We start from the raw sequence: 19,389 nt of genomic DNA on the forward strand, positions 1-19,389 counted from the left end.
GTGCCATTCCTTAATCCTCAAAAGCCTTAGTTCTAAATAGCCGCATTCCATTTGCCGTAACCAGCAAGGAAGTTCCTGTATCTGCCAAGACAGCAACAGCTAACCCAACAAACCCAAACGTCGCCAGCAATAGAAACAATGCCTTTGTTACCAAAGAAAAGACTACGTTTTGTTGAATAACAGACACCGTGCGGCGGCTTAAATCCACTGCATAGGCAAGTCGTCGCAGGTCACTCCCTACCAGCACCACATCTGCTGTCTCTATGGCAATATCAATTCCACCCACAGCAAAGCTAACATCTGCCGCAGCCAGGGCTGGTGCATCGTTAATGCCATCTCCAACCATGCCCACAACCCCGTCACGACGCAGCTTTTGAATCGCTTGCAGCTTATCTTCGGGCAATAATTCTGCCTGATATTCGTTGATGTTAACCTGTTGAGCAATCTGTTTTGCGACAGCAGCGCGATCGCCCGTTAGCATCACTAATCTTTTCAACCCAACTTGTTTGAGGCATCGCACTGCCTCGGAAGCCTCCAACCGTAATCCATCTGCTAAAGCAACAGCACCCAACAATCCCGTTTCATTTCCTACCAGCACAGGGGTTTGACCGAAGGTTTCAATCTCAACCAATAAAGATTCAGCATCTGAAGATGAAGGAATACCCCGATCAGCAAACAAACGCCGATTACCGACAAAGTAAAGTGAATCACCTATTTTTGCCTCAATTCCTTTACCAGGTAGCGCCGTAAACTTGGATGGAGTCTGTAACTCTATTGATTTCGATTTAGCAGCCTGGACAATTGCTTTCGCTAAAGGATGTTCTGAGTGTTGTTCCAAACTAGCAGCAATTTGAAACACCATATCCGCACTCACCTTGCCAAAATCGTAAACATGAAGCACCACGGGTAGCCCTTGCGTAATCGTACCAGTCTTATCAAAGGCAAAAGTTGTAAGATGTCCGGCTCTCTCCAATGCATTGCCCCCTTTGAACAAAACGCCTTTGCGAGTTGCTGCACCAATAGCGCTGACAATCGAAACAGGGGTAGAAATCACTAAAGCGCAAGGGCAGGCTATTACCAACATCACCAGCGCCCGATAGAACCAAACGTTGAAAGGTTGAGCAAATGCCAAAGGTGGAATCAGGGTGATAGCGATCGCTATTAAAATCACAATTGGGGTGTAAACTTCTGCAAACCGATCTACCCACTGCTGAGAAGCAGCGCGGCTTCCTTGAGCTTGTTCCACCAAATTGATAATTTTGGCAACGCTGGTATCGTTCGACGTATGGGTAACCTTAACTTCTAAAAAACCTGATTGATTCAACGTCCCAGCATAGACAGTATCGCCAGCAGCTTTATCTTCTGGGATTGATTCCCCCGTAATTGGAGATTGGTCTATCGCGCTTGTACCAGAAACGACTACACCATCCAACGCCACGCGCTGTCCCGGTCGAATCATCAAAATTTCCCCAACTTGAACACTTTCAACGGTTACAGTAACTTCTTTATTTCCCCGCTTGACGGTAGCAGTGGGCGGAGTCAAACCCATTAGGGCGCGGATAGCATTGCGGGTGCGACCAAAGGTGAAAACTTGCAGTGTTGTGCCTAAAGAGAACAAAAACAAAACAAGCGTTCCTTCAAACCAGTCTCCTAAAATCATTGCCCCAATAACTGAAATGGTCATCAGCAGATTCATATCGGCGCGGCGCAAGCGCAACTCAAACAAACCTGCCCGTGCTATGGGATAGCCAGCAACAACGATGCCAACACCATAAAAACCCCGTGCTATCCAAATGGGTAAGGCTAAATGTTGAGCAAGTAAGCCCAGGACTAACCCCATTCCCGCTAAAATTACGCTTTGTCCCCGGCGGTTGCTAATCCAGAAAAACCAGTTTGTTGGAGCAGGATTTTGAGAGGGCTTGGGGACTGGATGAGTGTGGTTGTGGTCATGATTATGATTCTGGCAATCGTCGTCATGGGTGTGACGATGGGAACTTGCCTCAAAATTCTTCCCAACCGTATAGCCCAGACCCCTAATCCGGTCAGTGATTGCAGTCTCACTCACAACAGAAGGATCATAGGACAGTTGCAATCGTTCATTTGCAAAGTTAACCGACACATCCAAAACACCTGCCATTTGCTGCAAACCAACCTCAATTGTCTTGGCGCAACTGCCGCAATCCATTCCGTTAACTTTCACTTGTAGGCTTTTAGCAGAAGCGACTTCGACCTGTTTGTGGTCATGGTTGTGGTCGCTGTCACAGCAATGGGTGTGATTATACGGTTTTACTGCACCACTCAGTTTAGCCGTATAACCCAAAGCAGTTATGCGATTTATAATTTCAGCTTCGCTCAAGAGCTTAGTGTCATAGGATACTTTAACTTTTGTAGTTGCAAAACTTACAGTCGCTTCCATTACACCGCGTAATGAAAGCAAGCTGGCTTCAATGCTCTTGGCACAGCTACCGCAATCCATGCCATCGACTTGTAAAACCTGAGTTTTGAGGGAAGGGGTTTGAGTCATGGCAGCTTTGAAGAAAAGATTATGAAGTTAACTGCCAATATTCTAATACAACAGTTGAATAACTATTCAACTGTAGAACTGTTCTTATTTTAGGTAGTATTGAAATTGATAACCATTGCCAAAACGGGAACGCCATGAGCAAGCACAAGGGAAAGCAAAACTTAGACCAGATCCAAAATTCTGATGCGCCAAACTGTAATACCCATCTGGTGCATTTAGATAATGTGCGCTCAACTCAAGCACAAATCCTGGCAACTCCCAAAGCACAGCAGATAGCAGAAATCTTTGGGGTGCTGGCAGATCCGAACCGCTTACGCCTCCTATCAGCTTTGGCTGACCAAGAGTTGTGTGTTTGCGATTTAGCCGCAGTGACAAAAATGACGGAATCAGCCGTTTGCCATCAACTGAGATTATTAAAAGCGATGCGTTTGGTCAACTATCGCCGATCAGGTCGCAACGTGTATTACAGCTTGGTTAACAGTCACATCGTTAACCTGTATCGCTCTGTAGAGGAACACTTAGATGAATCAAGTGTTTAGGTGCTGGTTTATCTTGTTATCAAGATATGCCCCCTCCGCATACCTGTTAAAGTGTAACTATTGGGGGTAGATTTTGACATCCTTGCCAAAAGGTTCAAGTGGGCACAAAACTACGTTCATGCGGATTTTTGGTTTGCATATTTTTGACGCGAACTTTGTGATTTTTGTCCAAAATCCAATCAACAAACAGGAGTGAAAAAATGCAAATCGAACAGACAGAGGTGATGATTCCCACGCCCGAGGGACAGATGCCCGCCTTCTTGTGTACACCTGCTGAGCATGGCCACAAGCCAGCTGTTATCCTTCTGATGGAGGCATTTGGCTTAACATCGCACATCCGAGACGTTGCAGCCCGGATTGCTAACGAAGGTTACGTGGTTCTCGCACCAGACTTGTATTACCGCGAGTTGCCGAACAACAAGTTTGGATACGATGAGGTTGAGCAAGCCAGGGCCATGATGTTCCGCCTTGATTTCGGTAAGCCCGTGGAGGAGGACATTCGGGCGGCATTAACTTATGTGAAGTCGCGACCAGATGTTAACCCAGGTAAAGTTGGCGTCACTGGGTTCTGCTTGGGCGGCGGTTTGACCTTTCTCACCGCCTGCAAGTTGTCGGACGAAATCGCGGCGGCAGCTGCCTTCTACGGTGTGGTTCTAGATGAGTGGATCGACGCGGTGACAAATATCACCGTGCCCGTATACTTTTTCTTCGGTGGCGTCGATCCATTCATTCCTAACGAACGCGTTAAACAAATCGAGTCCCGGTTCGAGGAACAAGGCATTGAGTACACATTGAAAGTTTACAGCAATGCCGACCACGGTTTTTTCTGCGACGAGCGTTCTTCCTACAACAGTTCAGCAGCTGAAGACTCTTGGCGCGAACTTACACGGTTCTTCCATAAACATCTACAGGAAGCCGTCTAACTTCCTGCTTGCCTAATTCTTCCTCTACTAAAGTTGCTAGCTTTTGTGCTGCACCAGGTTCACCTCGGATACTCCGCAGCTTGGCTCGAATTTCTGCTAACTTTTCTGGATGAGCAAGAAAATCTAAAACCATTTCTCCTACTTCTTGGGATTGAAGCTTTCCGACTAATTCTGGTACGACCATTTCTTGCGCCCAAATATTGGGCCATGCTAGCAAACCCAATCGTCTCAGTACTAGCCAATTAATCACCTTAGCAAAACCAGAACCAACTATTGGCAAATTTGCTAATAAACCAGGTAAACCATCCCAAGATCTCATCGCATCTAGCTGTTGTGTTGGTAGCAAAACAATCATTGGCACAGCTAATGCACCCAGTTCAGCAGTGTTTGCTCCTACTGTCGTTAGGCAGAGGCAACACTGGGATAATAAGTCGTATGCTGGCGTCTGAGTCCACAGTTGGACACATAAACCTGTTCCTGTTTTCAGTTCGGGACGCTCTGAATGAGTGCCGAGTTTTGGGACAATTAAAGAAGCACCACTAAAACCAAAGGTTTGAACAAAAGAGTTTTTCTCTGGATCGGCAAACTTAGCTAAAGCTTGTAAATCCAAAGTCGGGGCGACAGGAATGACAAACTTGGTTTGTGGTCTTTTTGCATGGACATATTCCGCAATTGCCAAAGTTAAGGGCACCCCTTGCATCAACTTTGACGGCTTTGAACCAGGAAGTACGCCAATGAGTTCAGTATGAGGTGGGGAGGATGAGGAAGAGACTCCTAATTTTGAATTTTGAGATTGCGTCGCTTCGCTCGCAACGCTACGCGATTTTGAATTGCTTTCTCCCCCTGCTCCCTCTGCTCCCTCTGCTTCCCCTGCTTCCAAATCCTGGGCTTCTTGCATCAAATCTCCCACAACGCTAAACTTGTGGGCAAATTTTTTAGGAACACGCTCAGCTACTGCAGGTTTCATGACTCCAAAGCGGTCAATCATACTGTGCCAACGTGCATCCCATTCAGCGTAGACAACAGTGCGATACCTTAGCCTTTTGCCGATGACAACAGAAAAAAACTGATCCCCGCCCAGGAAAACAACGACACCGCGATCGCGCCAATCCCAATTCTCAAATGTCTTTCCCCACAGCAAGAACTGCCAAAAATGTTCTGCTGCTTGCACTCGGTCAACTTCGGGATAAGATTTCGCAATATCTGCTTCTTTGCCACTGGAGTTTGGACAAGGTGACAAAACCACAGAAATTCTTATTTGATTTCGGTCATCTCCTAGTTGTTGGCGTAATTGCCTAACGACTGGAGGTACCCAAGTTGTTACCTCTCCAGGAGCGTTTGAAAGAATCAGAATATCAGCAGTCATGAGTCATGAGTCATGAGTCGTTAGTCATTAGTCAATTTTTAGCAGTTATTAGTTCCCACTGACCTACAGATTTCTCAGATGTTGTAAAATCACCCGCTTAGCTACAACTCAAGCACCTTTTCTGTGTTCTTGTACCTGTTCCCAATACGGTTCAGTTAAGGATTTTTAGTGAGATTTAGTGATGTGTCAAGACTTGCCATGCTGTGTAGAGACTTGCCATGCTACGTCTCTACATTGCCGTGCTGATAAGAATTTTAGTCTTATTTGAACCGTATTGTACCTGTTTCCACTTGCATAAAGCAGGGCTGTTTCATTTCCTCAAAGGCTTACATTGTCAAGTGTTGAGGAGATGAAAATCATGGGTGCAAAATTGATAAATGCGATCGCCCTTTGGGCGGCTCCCCAAGTGAGCATCTGAGTGTTTGAAATGATAGCTTTATTTCCGCCGACGTGTACTAACCCAAGTTGCTAGTTATCAATTGGTGTGTGCAAGTTACTCCTCGATTGATGCGATCGCCTACAAAAAAGTGCTGGTGACGCTACGCGCCACCGCGCCCTAGACTGAATTAAGCATTCAGTCTGCGCCATAGCATTCCCAATGAATGTGCAGTTGAGGCTGCCCTGAAAATTGCACGCAACGCGATGGGGCGGAAAAACGTTATCTCATTCTCAAATGGCTTCCATGATCCCTTGTTTTTTTAGGACTTACGCACTTTACAAATAGACAGTTCCCTATCTTGGATATGTCCACAATTAGGGCAGGTGTGCGTCCTAGTACTCAAAGATTTTCTAACAACTTTTCCGCAATTTGCAAATCAAGTAAGGCTTTACTGACACAATCACATTTGTGTTAATGCGTAAGTCCTATTTTTGTTTGTTTGCTACTCGCTGCCCTAATTCTGTTACTAATTCTTGACATTAACTTCATCAAACTCTCGTATTTTTATGGTTGTGATGAAATCCAAACGATTTGAACAACGAATTCTTGAGCATATCAGACCGATGCAGAAGCCGGATAACTGGCGAAACTTCGTCTATCTTTTGAGAGATTACTGTCTGATAGCTTTGTCTATTGCTCTCTACAAAATTTATCCATCGATTGGCACATACTTACTAACAGTTTTGTTAATTGGGTCAAGAATGCGGGCTTTCGATAATCTCACCCACGAGAGTTCACACAAAATGTTGTTTACCAACCCTCGACTTAACTACTGGATTGCAACATTGTTTTGTGCGTTTCCAGTTGGCACATCTACCTCTACTTACTGGCAATCACACATGGATCATCATAAGTGGTTGGGAAACCCAGAACGAGACCCTGACCTTATCCGTTATCAGTCACTAAACGTAGATCGTTTCCCTGTACCATACCGTGAAATGGTCTTTCACTTGCTCAAAGTTTTTTGTCTGACCCACGTTCCAAAATATTTATATGGCACTTTGCAGTCGTTCGTTTTATCAAGTGACACTCCTCGTAGCGAAAGAATCGCACGCACACTATTTTGGATAACAGTCTTCACAGTGTTAACAGCATTCAATCTGTGGCATGATTTTTTACTATTCTGGGTGATACCATTCCTGACTTCCTTTCAGATTTTGCGCTATCTTTCAGAAATTTCTGAACACGGGGGACTCTACAGTGCAGAGCACACAATTGAATTAGCTAGAAATAATTTTTGTCATCCAGTCTTACGGTTTATCCTGTATCCACATGGCGATTTTTATCACCTTGTACATCATTTGTTTCCAGCTATTCCACATTACAATCTTGGTCCTGCTCATCAAATTCTCTTAGAGGATAGTGAATATCAACAAGCACACCACTGCTACGGATACTTTTACTCAAGTGACCCTAATCAAAAAAGCACTTTGGGTGAAATGATTCTTAAATAGGACTTAGGCAACTGGCACGTTGGGGATTTCCAAGAAATAAATTATCCAATCTTGTAAGGTGGGCATCTTGTCTGCCTTAATTCAGATGCAGACGAGACGTCTGTCTCCACAAGAAATAATTGGATATTTTTTTATTTGGAAGTCCCTTGACTCTGACTTTTCACGGCATGTGGATTCATACCATTTTGAGGGTTTCTCAAGCGCTTATTTTTTCGTAACTCATTCTCATTAATCTATATAAATTGAGAATAAGGCTGTGGAAAAAGCCACGTTGTTTCGTGGTTTGAGGACTTCCCGTGAAAAGTCAGCCCTTGACTTAGGTTCGTAGTAAGCGCTCTTGCGCTTAAAAAGGCGTACTTGGTGCCTACTACAAACGAACAATGTGTGACACTTGCCTAAGTCGTGTTAAAGAAAGCAATAGTTGAAAAACCACAGCAAGTCTATGCTGCTTGTCCAAACCATTACGTTGGAACAAAGGTAGTTACCTGATGAAAATCACCGTTGCAAAATCGGTATTGAACCGTTATCCTGAGAGCATCATCGCTTACCTCCTTGCTGAAGTTAAAGTCGAAGAGAAACATCAATACGTTGAAACTTTAAAAGCAGAGTTATGGGAACGCTTAACTAGATTAGGGATTACCCAAACAAACCTCACGGAACACCCAAACATCAACGGATGGCGACAGATTTATCATGACGAGTTCGGCGTCAAGCCCAGTAAGTTTCGTTCATCTGTAGAGGCGCTGGTGCGTCGAGTCATTGGTGGACAAGGACTATGGCAAGTATCAAGTGTTGTTGACTTGTACAATTGTGTATCTGTTCTCACTCTACTTTCTATAGGAGCGTATGATTTGAGAAAAATTAGGGGAGACATACATCTACGATATGGGCACAATGGTGAGGTGTTTCTACCTCTTAGCTCACAAGAAGTTATCCCTGTTAGTGAGAAACAGATTGTATACGCAGATGAAGAAAAAGTTTTATGTTATCTATGGAACCATAGAGATTCGCGATTGTCTGCAATTGATGCTGACACGCGACACGCCCTGTTCTTTATAGATACAGCCTTTCACCCACAAACCTGCTCTATGCAAGAAGCATTACAAACTTTATCACGGCATCTAAGTCAAATTGGGGGTGTTGAACTTGGTTCGGGACTACTTAATGTCAACTATCCTAGTGTTGAAGTTTAAGGCAAATACTCACTCTTTAAGCTCTACCTGCTTGTCTATAAAATTGAACTATGATTAGTGCATTTATCCACGGAATAATCTTAGCCTTTGGTCTGATACTACCACTTGGTCCGCAAAACGTGTTTGTTTTTACGCAAGGTGCAACCCAGCCTCGCCTGTTTTACGCACTGCCAATAGCTTTAGTTGCTTCACTCTCAGATACGTTGCTTATTCTGTTAGCTGTGCTTGGTGTATCTGTTGTCGTATTGTCTTTGCCTTGGGTTAAAACGGTGTTAGTAGTGGCTGGAGTGTTATTTCTTTGCTATATTGGGTGGATCACCTGGAAAAGTGATGAAGAGACAAATGGGAAATCGAACAATGCGTCAAACTGGTCTCTGAAGCAAAAAATTATGTTTACTTTGTCCGTATCTCTACTTAATCCTCACGCAATATTAGATACTATCGGCGTTATTGGTACCAGTTCACTATCATATACAGGTTTGGACAAGGTCGTTTTTACTCTAACGTGTATTTCAGTATCCTGGCTATGGTTTTTCACGTTAACAGTTGTAGGGCGACTGGTGGGAACATTCAAACACACCCGCAAAATGTTTAACCGCGTGTCTGCCGTCATTATGTGGCTGAGTGCGCTTTACTTGGTGTACAACTTTACTAACTGAATCCACCTAGGGCGTGTTTTCAAACTCGTTGTATCCTAAAAAAACAGTGATTCCAGGGTGTATTAATGAACCGAGGAGACTTAAGTAATGCACATGAGTTCTTTGCTTGATATTTCAAGAGGGTCTGCCTGGAAACATGTAAAATACAACAAGTTTTCAAATTCCGTTAAGATACTTGCAATCATTTAGGTTTTTCATACATATGTACTAACTTAGATTTAACTGCTTTAAAACTACAGTGGCTTCTGTTCAACTATCGGCTTTTTGACTAAAGTATCTCATGACAGATTTGTAAAATTTACGTAACTTATACCTGAGTAAATACCTCACTTATTAGTTAACAATTTTTAAAAAATATTTCGCTTTTTATATCGTTTTGTGTCAGATGAGCGATAAAATGCCCACTGGGCAAGCATTTTCTGATAAAAATCTCATATTGCCCAACAAACAAAGTCATCATTAGGCAAATTTTGCCTGACATAACTTTACAAAACGAGAACACGCATCAAAGGAGCCGAGGAAGCATGTTCACTCACGTCAAGTCCACCATTAGACATATTGCGCCTGATAATCTGCGGGGGCGTCATTTAATTAAGGTGGTCTATGTCGTGTTAGAGTCCCAGTACCAGAGTGCATTGTCACAAGCGGTTCGGGAAATTAACCAAAATCATCCCAATCTGGCGATTGAAATCAGTGGTTACTTGATTGAAGAACTCCGAGACCAAGAAAACTACGAGGAGTTCAAAAAGGAAATGGCAAGTGCCAATATCTTTATTGCCTCGCTGATTTTTATAGAAGACTTAGCACAAAAGTTAGTCGCAGCAGTAGCACCATATCGCGATCGCCTGGACGTTGCCGTTGTTTTCCCCTCAATGCCCGAAGTTATGCGCCTAAACAAAATGGGCAGCTTCTCTTTGGCACAATTGGGGCAATCTAAAAGTGTCATAGCACAGTTCATGCGCAAGCGCAAGGAAAAATCCGGCGCTGGCTTCCAAGATGGAATGCTCAAGTTGCTGCGGACACTGCCGCAAGTCCTCAAGTATCTGCCAGTAGATAAAGCACAAGACGCTCGCAATTTCATGCTTAGCTTTCAGTATTGGCTGGGGGGTTCTCCAGACAACTTAGAAAACTTCTTGCTGATGCTAGCGGATAAGTACGTCTTGAAAAATAATGTAGAAACGAAAAATTTCGCATCCGTACAATACAAAGCACCAGTTGTCTATCCTGATATGGGGATATGGCATCCTCTAGCGCCAACAATGTTTGAAGATGTCAAGGAATACCTCAACTGGCACAACAGCCGTAAGGATATCCCCTATGATTTAAAAGACCCGCTAGCACCTTGTGTTGGGTTGGTGTTGCAGCGGACACACCTTGTGACTGGTGATGATGCTCATTATGTCGCAATAGTGCAGGAACTCGAAGCTATGGGCGCACGAGTTCTTCCAGTGTTTGCAGGAGGTTTAGACTTCTCCAAACCTGTAGAAGCGTACTTATACGAACCGACTACCAAAACACCCCTAGTGGATGCCGTTGTATCCTTGACGGGTTTTGCCCTAGTAGGTGGACCAGCACGCCAAGACCATCCTAAGGCAATTGATGCCCTGAAGCGGTTGAACCGTCCTTACATGGTAGCGCTACCTCTGGTCTTCCAAACAACAGAAGAATGGCAAGATAGCGATTTGGGGTTACATCCAATTCAGGTGGCGTTGCAAATTGCGATTCCTGAATTAGATGGCGCAATTGAGCCGATAATATTGTCAGGACGGGATGGAACAACAGGGAAGGCGATCGCCCTACAAGACCGCGTCGAAGCAGTCGCACAACGCGCCCTAAAATGGGCTAACCTGCGCCGTAAGCCGAAGTTAAACAAGAAAGTTGCCATCACCGTTTTCAGCTTCCCACCAGATAAAGGTAACGTGGGAACCGCCGCATACTTGGATGTGTTCGGCTCAATTTACGAGGTGATGAAAGCCCTCAAGAACAACGGGTATGATGTGCAAGACTTGCCTGAGTCCGCCAAGGAGTTGATGCAAGAAGTCATCCACGACGCGCAGGCGCAGTACAACAGCCCCGAACTCAACATTGCTTATCGGATGTCGGTTCCTGAGTATGAAGCATTCACACCTTACTCACAACGGCTGGAGGAAAACTGGGGACCACCTCCCGGACAACTCAACAGCGATGGACAAAACTTGCTCGTTTATGGTAAGCAATTTGGTAACGTCTTCATTGGTGTTCAGCCCACCTTTGGTTACGAAGGTGACCCCATGCGGCTGTTGTTCTCGCGTTCTGCAAGTCCACACCACGGTTTTGCTGCTTACTACACTTATCTGGAACAAATTTGGCAAGCTGACGCTGTGCTGCATTTTGGAACTCACGGTTCCTTGGAATTTATGCCAGGTAAACAGATGGGGATGTCTGGAGAATGTTATCCAGATAACTTGATTGGCGCAATTCCCAATCTTTACTACTACGCTGCAAATAACCCCAGTGAAGCGACAATTGCCAAGCGTCGCAGCTATGCGGAAACAATTTCTTACCTGACTCCTCCAGCAGAAAATGCTGGATTGTACAAAGGTTTGAAGGAACTCAGTGAGTTGATTGCTTCTTACCAAACCTTGAAAGATACTGGACGCGGTATTCCCATCGTCAACACCATTATGGATAAATGCCGGATGGTGAATCTGGATAAGGACATTGCCTTGCCAGAGCAAGACGCCAAAGATATAACCGCCGAAGAACGCGATAATATTGTTGGTTCGGTTTACCGTAAGTTGATGGAGATTGAATCGCGATTGTTGCCTTGTGGATTGCATGTGATTGGGAAACCACCTTCGGCGGAGGAGGCGATCGCAACTCTCGTCAACATTGCCAGCTTAGACCGTTCTGAGGAAGAAATTCAAAGTCTACCCCGCATTATCGCCAACAGCATAGGGCGTAACATTGATGAAGTCTACCAAAACAGCGACAAAGGCATTTTAGATGATGTCCAGCTGCTGCAAGACATCACAATGGCAACGCGCGCGGCAGTTTCCGCCCTTGTTAAAGAGCAAACCGACGCAGAAGGACGAGTTTCCCTCGTTTCCAAGCTCAACTTCTTCAACATGGGCAAAAAAGAACCTTGGGTAGAAGCACTGCATAAAGCAGGTTACACCAAGGTAGATGTTACAGCACTCAAACCAGTGTTTGAGTATCTAGAATTCTGCTTGCAGCAAGTCTGCGCTGATAATGAATTGGGCGCATTACTCAAAGGCTTAGCAGGCGAGTACATCCTCCCTGGTCCTGGTGGCGATCCCATTCGTAACCCGGATGTCTTGCCCACGGGTAAAAATATCCACGCCCTCGACCCCCAATCTATCCCCACAACGGCTGCTGTACAATCGGCGAAAATCGTTGTAGATCGGCTCTTGGCGCGTCAGATGGCAGAAAACGGCGGTCAGTATCCCGAAACCATTGCTTGTGTGCTATGGGGAACCGATAACATCAAAACCTACGGGGAATCACTGGCACAAATCATGTGGATGGTTGGAGTGCGTCCGGTTCCCGATGCATTGGGACGAGTCAACAAGTTAGAATTGATACCTTTAGAAGAGTTGGAACGCCCCCGCATTGATGTCGTTGTCAACTGTTCTGGTGTTTTCCGCGACTTGTTCATCAACCAAATGAATCTGCTGGATCAAGCGGTGAAAATGGCGGCGGAAGCAGATGAACCATCATCAATGAACTACGTCCGCAAACATGCCCTTGAACAAGCAGAGGAAATGGGGATCAACCTGCGCCAAGCAGCAACTCGCATCTTCTCCAATGCTTCTGGTTCCTACTCGTCCAATATCAACTTGGCGGTAGAAAACAGCACTTGGGAAAGCGAAGCCGAGTTGCAAGAAATGTACCTCAACCGCAAATCCTTCGCTTTCAGTGCCGATAACCCTGGTACGATGGCAGAATCAAGAAAGATTTTTGAGAAAACCCTGAAAACTGCTGAGGTCACTTTCCAAAATCTCGATTCATCCGAAATTAGTTTGACGGATGTTTCCCATTACTTCGATTCTGATCCTACCAAAGTAGTCGCCAGCTTGCGGGGTGATGGCAAAACACCAGCATCCTACATTGCAGACACCACCACAGCTAATGCTCAAGTCCGTAGCTTATCAGAAACCGTGCGTTTAGATGCCCGTACCAAATTGTTAAATCCCAAATGGTACGAAGGAATGCTGTCTCACGGTTATGAAGGTGTGCGCGAACTTTCCAAGCGCTTGGTAAATACGATGGGTTGGAGTGCAACCGCTGGTGCTGTGGATAACTGGGTTTATGAGGACACCAATGAAACCTTCATCAAAGATGAAGCAATGCGGAACCGCTTGCTGAACCTTAATCCTCATTCTTTCCGCAAAGTTGTTTCCACCTTGTTGGAAGTTAATGGTCGCGGCTATTGGGAGACAAGCGAGAGCAATTTGGAATTGCTGCGCGAGTTGTATCAGGAGGTTGAAGATCGGATTGAGGGAATTGAGTAGGTTATAACCGTGTAAAGCGAAATGTAGAGACGTTGCATGCAACGTCTCTACAATAGAATCGGTAAAAATAGATATATAATCCTCAATCTTAAATCCCCCTATGGATGCCCTAACAGTTAATCTCAATCCCGTGATTGAACTGACAGATGAGCAATTTTTCCAGCTATGTCAGGCAAACCGCGATTTGAGGTTTGAACGCACTGCTACTGGAGAATTAATTATCATGCCGCCCACAGGGGGAGAAACGAGCAACAGCAACGCAGGATTAACTGCTCAACTTTGGCTATGGAATGAGCAAGATAAACTAGGTAAAGTTTTTGATTCCTCTGGTGGTTTTAAACTCCCTAACGGTGCGGATCGTTCCCCTGACGCTGCTTGGGTGAAACTGGAACGCTGGAATACACTGACTCAAGAACAACAAACCAGATTTCTGCCACTTTGTCCTGATTTTGTAGTTGAATTACTTTCGCCAAGTGATAGTTTGAAAGTGACTCAACAGAAGATGAAAGAATACCAAGAGAATGGTGCTCGTTTGGGTTGGTTAATTAATCGTAAGTCTCGGCAAGTAGAGATTTATCGAATTGGTCAAGAGGTTGAAGTTTTGGAATCTCCTGTTAATTTGTCAGGGGAAGATGTGCTACCTGGGTTTGTGTTAAATCTTGAGGCGATTTGGTAAATTGGGGCGTTTGTAAAGCAAATGGAAACAGATGTTTATGCTCAACAACTAGAATTATTTCAATTATTTCAACCAAGAAATACTAGAAGTTGTCATTATAAATTTACATTTGTAGACTTATTCGCTGGTATAGGTGGATTTAGAATTCCTCTGGAAGAGTTAGGAGGACAATGTTTAGGCTACTCAGAAATTGACAAAGAAGCTATTAAAGTTTATCAAAATAATTTTCTGAATTCCAACTCAGACGAAGCCTATTTAGGAGATATTACCAAGCTCAATATACTCCCTTTTCAAATAGATATATTGGTTGGAGGGGTTCCCTGTCAACCTTGGTCTATTGCTGGAAAATTACAAGGTTTAGATGACCCAAGAGGTAAGTTATGGATTGATGTTTTTAGAGTAGTAAAGGCTAATAAACCAAAAGCCTTTATTTTTGAAAATGTCAAAGGTTTAACGGAACCGAGAAATAGATCAAGCCTGCAATATATAATTAATAATCTGACAGCATATGGCTATGTATGTAGTTGGAAGGTTCTGAATTCCTATGATTTTGGGCTGCCACAAGATAGAGATAGAATATTTATCGTCGGGATTAGAAATGATATAGAAAATTGCTGGGGTTTAACCTTTCCTAAACCGTTAGACAAACAGCCTAAGCTGTATGATGTGATTCCTGGGTTACAACAGGCTAATTTTCTTAAGAAAAAGTTTCCACCAGAAGTTTTATTTGATGGCAAAGTCCCCGCTTCAAGAGGCCGATTTCAAAAAATAGATGAATTAAATGATTTCTTCCTTTTCTCTGACATCCGAGATGGGCACACTACTATTCATTCTTGGGACTTAATTGATACAACTTTAAGGGAAAAGTTAATTTGTCAAACTATCCTGAAAAATAGAAGAAAGAAGATGTACGGACTGAAGGATGGTAATCCGTTAAGCAGGGAAGTATTAGAAACGTTAATTCCCAATTTACAACAACAAGAAGTTGATAGTTTGGTTTTTAAAGAAATTCTGCGTTTTGTAGAAGGACAAGGATACGAGTTTGTTAATTCTAAAATATCTTCGGGAATTAATGGCATATCTAAAATTTTCTTGCCCCATGCTGATGCTATTGCAACTTTAACTGCAACTGGAACTAGAGATTTTGTGGCAACAATATCCATACAATGTCAAAAGCCAGAAGCATATAAGCAAACATTTATTAAAGAAATTTATACAAAGAAAAAATTCAAGCATCTAACAGCACAAGATTACGCCAGATTGCAAGGTTTTCCCGAAGGGTTTCAGATTGCTAATAATGAGTCAACTGCAAAGCATCAATTTGGTAATGCTGTTTCAGTTCCTGTTGTGTACCATTTGGCGAAAGCTTTACTGAAAATAATTTTATAGTAATAAATTTACACATGGCAGCTATTAGTTCTAAAACTGGTGCAGAAATTAAAGGGTATCTAGAGGGGTTTATTCAGGGACTTGTAGATGAATATAAAGGACGTGAGATTATAAAACCCGATAATCCAGCAGAGTACCTATCTCGATTTTCACCTAATGGAGAATTGAAGCCGTTTCAAGCAGCACTTATTCCACCAGAATTAATACGTATCAACCAGTTTGAACGGGGATTGAGTACGAGATTAGGAAATTCTCTTGAAGAATGCGCCCGCTTAATTGCCCTTGAACATCATCAACAAGCACGCCGAGGTTATGATATCAGGGCAGAAGTAAGTCTGGCAGCATTTGCCGAAGCCGAACGCCAAAAAGAAAATTACGAAACTGTGGCTCATAGAGGACAGGCTAAACCTTCTTTAGAACAGATGATAACAGCAGTACTTAACGCTCGACGCTCAGACGATTTAGAAACAAAGAGTGTTCGGACTGACCTTTATATTCTTGCGAAAGATGGAACAGAATTCTTCTTTGAAATAAAAGCTCCAAAGCCAAATAAGGGGCAATGCTTAGAGGTGACACAGCGTCTTCTTAGATTTCACCTACTCTGTGGTATAAACCGTCCTCAAGTCAAAGCCTACTATGCTATGCCCTATAATCCTTACGGTTTCACAAAATCTGATTATAAGTGGTCATACGGGTTAAATTATATGCCTTTTGAGGAAGCTGTCGTTATTGGAAATGAATTCTGGAATATTGTAGGCGGAGCAACTGCTTACGAGGAATTGTTGGACATTTATCTAGAAATAGGACGGGAAAAAAGTAAATACATGCTTGATGCTTTAGCTTTTGGATTTTAAGTGCGGGCATCGCCCTCATCTTCTCCAGTGCGATGTTTGACGACAAACCAGTGTGCGTCTACATCAGTCAGAGTAGCATTCATAGAAGCAAGCAACCAGCCAAACCAATGCAAAAAAACTTTAAACAACTGATTGTGTCTGATCCAAAAGTGATGATGGGAAAATCTGATTTGCACAAACGACATGGTAGAGGCACAGCATTGCTATGCCCCCACACCATTTCACGAAAAGTCTACAAATAAAGCCGGGGGAATCTGATTAGGCTTCCCCTCAGGGCAAACGCACGTGATGTCTGAAATGCTTACTGGGTAAGGATTTTGCTCAAAAATAGGTTGGGAGAGAAAACGCCCAAACCCGTGCAATCAAAGGATTCTTACACTTTAGATGCGTTTGCCCTGGGCTTCCCCTAGCTTTATTCATAATCCTGATGTCTCCAAACTTATTAAGCTTGCAGTGCCACGCTGCCTTCTGTTGACTCTGCTAAGATCCAGGCGGAGTAGACATCCTCAAGAAATCTTTTCTGATTATCAACTCCCTGAAGGTTGCTTGCTCGTACTTTTAAGGTGGTTAAATAAACTCCGTGCAGTATTTGATGTCCATAACCAATAACTTGACCTATCTGCCCAGTGATTTCATGGCGTGCGTAATCTCCAATGTTCAGCATATTGATAACTCCCTGACGTAAAAGGTTTAGTGACCTGTTTTTTACTGTTTGTGGACGTTAGGTGCCATTTGGTGCAGCATGATGCAGAATCGCTCTTTTTATTAATGCTGCGTTTTCAGTGCTAAGTCCTGAGTATTTTCCATCTTGCACTTGGTAACACCAGTCGCCACCGTTACGAAAAGCCGGTGCTTTGTCTACAACGCACAGATTCTTTGCAAGCGGAAAGTTCCGCAACACTATCAAAGTCGTAGAAATTAAGCTGCAACTTGAGCTTTGCTCTCTATTGAGGGCATGGTTTGAGCTAGTAGATGTGTGTACAGCTGAGTCAAGCGGGATGCGACACTATGCCAACTAAAGGCAATCTCTACTCGTTGTCTACCAGCTTCACCTAATTGATCTCGCCAATCTGGGTTGAGCAAAATGCGGTCAATAGCAGCAGCAAAAGCGACTTCATCTTTAGAGGGAACGAGTAACCCAGTCACTTCTGGTACGACTGTAAATTGCAGCCCCCCAACATCACTAGCCACGACTGGAGTCTGACTAGCCATTGCTTCAATTGCAACTAAACCAAAAGGTTCGTAGTGACTAGGTACAACACAAACATCTGCGGCTGCATAGTAGAAGGGGAGAACAGCTTCATTTAGGCGACCTGGAAAGGTTGTACAGTTTTCCAATCCGAGTTCAGCGACAATGCTGGCGATGCGATCGCGCTCGATCCCATCGCTATGACCTGGACGATAGCCACCTCCAATCACAAGTTGTAGGTTAGCATGACCCCGCAAACTAGACTTTGCAACGGCTCGTACTAATGTTTCAATTCCCTTGCGTCGATCAAAGCGACCAACATAGAGAATCATCTTAACATCAGGTGCAATTCCCAACTCCTGCCGTGCTGCAGACCTTTGAATCAACCCAAACCTATCCACATCAGTCCCACAAGGAATGACTTCGATTTTCCCTTTAGTGGAAACGAGTCTTCGCATATGTTCCTGTTCTTGAGGACTAGTTGCAACAACTCGATCCACGCTTTCTAGACAGGCTTTTTCAACGGCTATTCGCTTGCTAGCAATTGCTGGAATATCAGAAATAGCGCTGTACTTGACTGTTCCTAAAGAGTGGTAAGTATGCAACTGAATCAACGGTTGTTGTTTTTTCAGTTCCATACCCACCCACGAGGACAACCAATAGTTAGTATGAATCAAAGGGTATTGAAATCCTTGCTTTTGCTGGAATGCCTGAAACTCTGCAATGAATTCTGGCAGATGCTCGAATAAGTCATCTCGCCCTATAAATTCAGCAGGTCCAGACTTCAATCGGATAATGCGACATAATGGTCCATGCTGCACAATCGTAGCCTGCTCAGGACTACTTTGGCGGGTAAACATATCAACCTGCCAACCTTGCTGAGCAAGTGCATAACCGACTTGACGCACATAAACGTTTTGTCCCCCAGCCTCTTCCTGTCCGATTTCTGCAGCAGGATCTCCATCAACAGAAATCAGAGCTATGCGATGTTTTTTGGTCGGTAACATAGTTTTACTTCACCATATGGCAATGACTCCTGCCTCACCAGACCGGAAGAAAAAGTTATATAGTCCTTTCTCATGGTCAAGGGCAGGTACAACGAAGCGCACAGATACCAGCCAAGGACACTGACGAGAACAATGCATTACTTGTTAAGAATGCGACTCGTTCAGTCTCCTCTCAATGCCGACGAAGTTAGCTGACGGGCTAGAACTGAGAGATGTCCCTCTCACAGAACAGAAGAAAGAAAAAAAAAGACAGGAGAAAAAACCGGAGTAATTTTGTCTTTTTTCATTCTTCATTTTTCATTCTTCGCTCTTCTACTGAGATTAGCCCCAAACTTGGTTCCTCCGCTCCAGGCTTACCCCGGTGTAACAAAATGTTTTGGGTAAACCCTAGATTAGGCAGACTAATGTAGATTTGTTAAGAATTTTACCTGTAAGCGTGACTTAAGTCAACCTCTTTTTAGAGTGATTTATGCTATCTACAAGCAATAATGCGCTCTAATGATGTTCCATTGCAAGTTATACACACACATAACAGGATTATCTGGCAGTATCGCCATGTGAAAAGATTAGGTAGATATTGCGTTTTTAGCGTAATATTGCGTTCTTGGTGTAAACGTTATGTTGATTATATCTTTTACAGAGAATAAAAAGAAATATTAAACC

General features: G+C 43.8%; 14 protein-coding genes and 1 riboswitch. Of the genes, 9 read left to right on the forward strand and 5 right to left on the reverse strand.

Annotated features, from left to right (window positions below):
• Positions 1-10: 10 nt before the first annotated feature.
• The gene (locus tag DP116_RS05365; protein ID WP_169154191.1) at positions 11-2,524 is read right to left on the reverse strand and encodes a heavy metal translocating P-type ATPase; all 2,514 of its coding nucleotides are present in this window, start codon (positions 2,522-2,524) and stop codon (positions 11-13) included.
• Between the two features lie 134 nt (positions 2,525-2,658).
• On the opposite strand from DP116_RS05365, the gene DP116_RS05370 reads away from it, so the two are divergent.
• Both DP116_RS05370 and DP116_RS05375 read left to right on the forward strand, forming a co-directional pair.
• Positions 2,659-3,063 (forward strand): ArsR/SmtB family transcription factor, encoded by a 405-nt coding sequence (locus DP116_RS05370; RefSeq protein WP_169154192.1) that lies wholly within the window; start codon positions 2,659-2,661, stop codon positions 3,061-3,063.
• A gap of 200 nt (positions 3,064-3,263) precedes the next feature.
• Positions 3,264-3,986: a dienelactone hydrolase family protein gene (locus DP116_RS05375; protein WP_169154193.1), complete on the forward strand. Its 723-nt coding sequence runs from the start codon at positions 3,264-3,266 to the stop codon at positions 3,984-3,986.
• On the opposite strand, the gene DP116_RS05380 is transcribed toward DP116_RS05375, so the two are convergent.
• Positions 3,946-5,352 carry a glycosyltransferase family protein gene (locus DP116_RS05380; RefSeq protein WP_169154194.1) on the reverse strand — a complete coding sequence of 469 codons (1,407 nt, stop codon included), beginning with the start codon at positions 5,350-5,352 and terminating at the stop codon, positions 3,946-3,948. The two genes, DP116_RS05375 and DP116_RS05380, sit on opposite strands and share 41 nt — an antisense overlap.
• Positions 5,353-6,306: 954 nt before the next feature.
• On the opposite strand from DP116_RS05380, the gene DP116_RS05390 reads away from it, so the two are divergent.
• From DP116_RS05390 to DP116_RS05420, 7 genes are all read left to right on the forward strand, one after another.
• Complete coding sequence (locus DP116_RS05390) at positions 6,307-7,245, forward strand: fatty acid desaturase family protein (RefSeq protein WP_169154195.1); 939 nt, start codon at positions 6,307-6,309, stop codon at positions 7,243-7,245.
• A 488-nt stretch (positions 7,246-7,733) separates the two neighbouring features.
• Positions 7,734-8,438 carry a B3/B4 domain-containing protein gene (locus tag DP116_RS05395; RefSeq protein ID WP_169154196.1) on the forward strand — a complete coding sequence of 235 codons (705 nt, stop codon included), beginning with the start codon at positions 7,734-7,736 and terminating at the stop codon, positions 8,436-8,438.
• Positions 8,439-8,488: 50 nt separating this feature from the next.
• The gene (locus tag DP116_RS05400; RefSeq protein ID WP_169154197.1) at positions 8,489-9,097 is read left to right on the forward strand and encodes a LysE/ArgO family amino acid transporter; all 609 of its coding nucleotides are present in this window, start codon (positions 8,489-8,491) and stop codon (positions 9,095-9,097) included.
• Positions 9,098-9,621: 524 nt separating this feature from the next.
• Positions 9,622-13,611 carry a magnesium chelatase subunit H gene (locus tag DP116_RS05405; RefSeq protein ID WP_169154198.1) on the forward strand — a complete coding sequence of 1,330 codons (3,990 nt, stop codon included), beginning with the start codon at positions 9,622-9,624 and terminating at the stop codon, positions 13,609-13,611.
• 100 nt (positions 13,612-13,711) lie between these two features.
• Positions 13,712-14,287: a Uma2 family endonuclease gene (locus DP116_RS05410; protein ID WP_169154199.1), complete on the forward strand. Its 576-nt coding sequence runs from the start codon at positions 13,712-13,714 to the stop codon at positions 14,285-14,287.
• 21 nt (positions 14,288-14,308) lie between these two features.
• Positions 14,309-15,676 carry a DNA cytosine methyltransferase gene (locus DP116_RS05415; RefSeq protein WP_169154200.1) on the forward strand — a complete coding sequence of 456 codons (1,368 nt, stop codon included), beginning with the start codon at positions 14,309-14,311 and terminating at the stop codon, positions 15,674-15,676.
• 14 nt (positions 15,677-15,690) lie between these two features.
• Positions 15,691-16,530 (forward strand): TdeIII family type II restriction endonuclease, encoded by an 840-nt coding sequence (locus DP116_RS05420; RefSeq protein ID WP_169154201.1) that lies wholly within the window; start codon positions 15,691-15,693, stop codon positions 16,528-16,530.
• Here DP116_RS05420 and DP116_RS05425 read toward each other — a convergent pair.
• The 3 genes from DP116_RS05425 to DP116_RS05435 form a co-directional block, all read right to left on the reverse strand.
• On the reverse strand, positions 16,527-16,715 hold the full coding sequence (locus DP116_RS05425) for a hypothetical protein (RefSeq protein WP_211173087.1): 189 nt from the start codon (positions 16,713-16,715) through the stop codon (positions 16,527-16,529). The two genes, DP116_RS05420 and DP116_RS05425, sit on opposite strands and share 4 nt — an antisense overlap.
• 257 nt (positions 16,716-16,972) lie before the next feature.
• Positions 16,973-17,194, reverse strand: a complete 222-nt coding sequence (locus tag DP116_RS05430) for a hypothetical protein (RefSeq protein ID WP_169154203.1) — start codon at positions 17,192-17,194, stop codon at positions 16,973-16,975.
• Between the two features lie 254 nt (positions 17,195-17,448).
• Complete coding sequence (locus tag DP116_RS05435; protein WP_169154204.1) at positions 17,449-18,726, reverse strand: glycosyltransferase family 4 protein; 1,278 nt, start codon at positions 18,724-18,726, stop codon at positions 17,449-17,451.
• A 161-nt stretch (positions 18,727-18,887) separates the two neighbouring features.
• Positions 18,888-19,100, reverse strand: a riboswitch (cyclic di-AMP (ydaO/yuaA leader).
• Positions 19,101-19,389: the final 289 nt, after the last annotated feature.

Source organism: Brasilonema bromeliae SPC951 (assembly GCF_012912135.1).
Classification (GTDB): domain Bacteria; phylum Cyanobacteriota; class Cyanobacteriia; order Cyanobacteriales; family Nostocaceae; genus Brasilonema; species Brasilonema bromeliae.